General features: G+C 65.6%; 4 protein-coding genes and 1 pseudogene. 1 reads left to right on the plus strand and 4 read right to left on the minus strand.

Going from position 1 to position 2789, the window contains the following annotated elements; translation table 11 throughout:
* Positions 1 to 368 precede the first annotated feature (368 nt).
* From B7X30_RS15245 to B7X30_RS15255, 3 genes are read right to left on the minus strand one after another with little or no spacing between them, the layout of a single operon-like run.
* Positions 369 to 524 (minus strand): hypothetical protein, encoded by a 156-nt coding sequence (locus tag B7X30_RS15245; protein ID WP_286731755.1) that lies wholly within the window; start codon positions 522 to 524, stop codon positions 369 to 371.
* Positions 525 to 541: 17 nt separating this feature from the next.
* Positions 542 to 1558: a hypothetical protein gene (locus B7X30_RS15250; protein ID WP_286731758.1), complete on the minus strand. Its 1017-nt coding sequence runs from the start codon at positions 1556 to 1558 to the stop codon at positions 542 to 544.
* A 53-nt stretch (positions 1559 to 1611) separates the two neighbouring features.
* Positions 1612 to 2160: a hypothetical protein gene (locus B7X30_RS15255; RefSeq protein WP_286731759.1), complete on the minus strand. Its 549-nt coding sequence runs from the start codon at positions 2158 to 2160 to the stop codon at positions 1612 to 1614.
* 151 nt (positions 2161 to 2311) lie between these two features.
* On the opposite strand from B7X30_RS15255, the gene B7X30_RS15260 reads away from it, so the two are divergent.
* Complete coding sequence (locus B7X30_RS15260) at positions 2312 to 2518, plus strand: hypothetical protein (protein WP_286731760.1); 207 nt, start codon at positions 2312 to 2314, stop codon at positions 2516 to 2518.
* 39 nt (positions 2519 to 2557) lie between these two features.
* Here B7X30_RS15260 and B7X30_RS15835 read toward each other — a convergent pair.
* A pseudogene (locus B7X30_RS15835) lies at positions 2558 to 2782 on the minus strand (relaxase/mobilization nuclease domain-containing protein); the annotation flags it as partial.
* Between the last annotated feature and the right edge of the window lie 7 nt (positions 2783 to 2789).

A 2789-nucleotide genomic window follows, 5' to 3' on the forward strand; every position in this document is an offset into this window, starting at 1 on the left:
GCGAATTGCTGCCGCACAACTGGGCGAATACCAATCCCCCTGCACTCAGCACCTGACCTTCACTTCGGGTGTCAAGAGGGGTTGGCGGGACGCTTACCCTTGACACGCTTTGGTGCGCACTGATGACGCCAATGCCGATTTGCGCCATGCGCCGGGTTTGCCGTGAGCCGGTTGGCACGCGTCGAAATTCATGCCTGACGCCACGCGCAGCGCGTTTTCCCTGGCGCAGTCGCCGATCGGCATGTGGCTCAAATCGGCGGCGGCGCCAACAAATCGACCGCCTGCTGCGGCAAGCTGACCGGGGTTTTTTCCGCAGGCGGCGGTGTCAGTTGCTTCTCCGCCTGGGCAATGAGCCGGGCCAGGGCGGCCTACAGCGCGCCGTCGATGTCGATCTCAAGACCGGCTTTTTTCGCCAGGTTTTCGAGCGCGGTTAATCGGTCGGCCAGCTTGGGGTCACACAGGAAGTGCAATTTGACCGGCTGCGCCGTCTTGGGTTTGATGATGCTGCGCGTGCGTGTTGACATGGATGACTCCTTGGGGGTTAGCGGGGACGGGTCTCGTCGCCAGCGGACTGCGGGGTGGGACTGCTGTGTGCTGATGTACTGCCAGGTTGCGTTGGCGGGGCCGTGCGCGGTGCCGTGAGCGAGGCCGCCACGTCGGTGACTTGCACCGTCCGCGCGTGCAGTTGCGCCACGTCCTTGCAACCCGCGGGCGGGCGCCAAAGCTGCACATCTGCGCCGGGGGCGATGCCGCACACCCGGTCGCGCTGTTGCGCATGGTGCGCATCGGTGCGTGCCTGCGTCTCGGCGTCCTTTTCGTTTTCGCAGGCGATGACCACACGCGCCGCCTTGCGCAACAGGGCCTGGATGGCGGGCTGGTCTAGGAAGCTTCGCACCCCGGCCCCGCCGGTCACGATCACGGTGGGCGGCTGGCCGTCGCCTCCTTCCCTGTCCTGCACCGCCAGCGCGTCCGTGCCGCCTTCGACGATCCACACAGTCTGCGGGTCACCGGGCAGGATCGGACAGAACGCTTTGACCGATCCGCGCAGATCCCGCTTGTTCGGGATGGCGTCATCATGGATCAGGCGCTGTGTGACGCTGCGGGGTTGCCGGGCTTCGTCGTAGCCGACGAACAACACGGCCCCAGACGCATAGCGCAGCATGCCCGCAGCCTCGGCCGCATCGAGCGTGGCCGGACTGATGCCGCGCCCGGCCAGGTAGGCCCGCCCTGCACTGCGCTGATGCGGTTGGCATAGGGGCAGTGTCAGTGGGCTTGGTGAGGTGGGTGGGGACTCCGGTGCAGGCTTGGGGGCTTGCACACGCTGCACCAGGGCCGCGCCGCCGGTGAGTTCGAACACGGCGTCGCGAAACGACGTGCCCGGTGCCATGTCGCGCACCAGGGCGATCACGTCGCCGCCATTCTGTCCGTACAAGTCGCACCACACCCAGCGCCCTGAGGTCTGGGTCAGCCGGTAGACCTCATCACCGCTGCCGTTGCGCACCGAGGCGTGGCGGCCCTCGCGTTTGACCGTGAAGCCGTGCGCTTCCAGATAAGGCACAGGATCGGCATGCCGCGCATCCTGTCTGGTTTGCTCGTCGATGCGTTCGGGGCTTATTGCTGCTGTTGTTGCGGTTGCTGCGGCGTCTGCTGCTGCGCTTGCTGCTGCCCGTCTGGCGGCGCTGGCGCGTCGAAAGCGCGCATCCCAGCGAGGGTCAGCGCCGCCGCCAGAATCGCGCCGCAGACCATCAGCAAGATGCCCTGCGTGAGCGTGAGAGGCGGACGGTTGCTGATGGCGTCCTGCATCTCCTGGGCGGCTTGGATCGCTTGCGCTGCCGCTTGTCTCGTCTGCTTCGGGAGGCTTTGCAGGGCGCTGCTCTGCTCGGTCAGGCGCGTCAAGGCGCTGGTCAGCGCGCGTTCGCTCGTCTGTTGTTGGGCCTGGATCGCTTGCAGGGCCTGGGCCTGGGTCTGCACGATCTGCTGCATTGTCTGCGCGGTCAGCGTCTCGATGGTGCGCCGCTGGGCCTGCATCGCCTGCTCGATGTCGGGCAGAATCGGCGCCAGTTGTTCGATGATCGCCTGCGGGAGTTGCTGCAGGTCCTGTGCTGCGGCTTGCACTTGCACGGAGGTCGGCAAGTGCTGCATGGTCTCGGTCTTGGTCATAGTTCACAATCTTCTTGAGGGAGGCCCATTTGTAGGCAGCGCCGAGGGCGCTGCCCTTGAAAGCCATGCTGTCAATCTCGAACGAGAACCCGTTCAGTGTGCCGGTCGAAGCGATATTCGGCACCACGGTGACGCCCTGCGCTTGCAGGGCATGAGCGAACTCGGATGCGGTCTGTGGGCCGCGTTTCAGGGTTGCATCCAGGATCTGCTGCAACTGCAAGCGGGGCGGCAGGATGCCCGTGCGCAGGGCCGCTTCGACCTCGCCTTGCTGGGCTTGCTTGCGCTCGGGCGGGACGATCTTGCGGTCGACTGTGTACGTGGCGCCTTGGGTGAGGGTGAGGCGGTACACGCGCTCTAGGCGTTGAATAATTCGGGTGCTGATGAGGTTTTCATTGCAGCCCAGATACACCGCACCGGTTGCACTGACGCGCGAGGCAACGATGTGGATATGCTGGCCCTGGGCGTCGTCATGCATCACGTAGCAGCGCGGATGATCGCGGGTGAATCCCATCCGCGCCATGTAGTCGTCGCACAGGGTTTTCCAGCGTTCGGGGGACAGCGTTTCACCCGCGGGCAGGCGTAGCGAGTTGTGCCAGACGGGCTTGCCGATGTCGGGTCGCAGGGCGCGC

It is taken from the genome of Thiomonas sp. 13-64-67, assembly GCF_002282795.1.
GTDB classification, from domain to species: domain Bacteria; phylum Pseudomonadota; class Gammaproteobacteria; order Burkholderiales; family Burkholderiaceae_C; genus Thiomonas; species Thiomonas arsenitoxydans.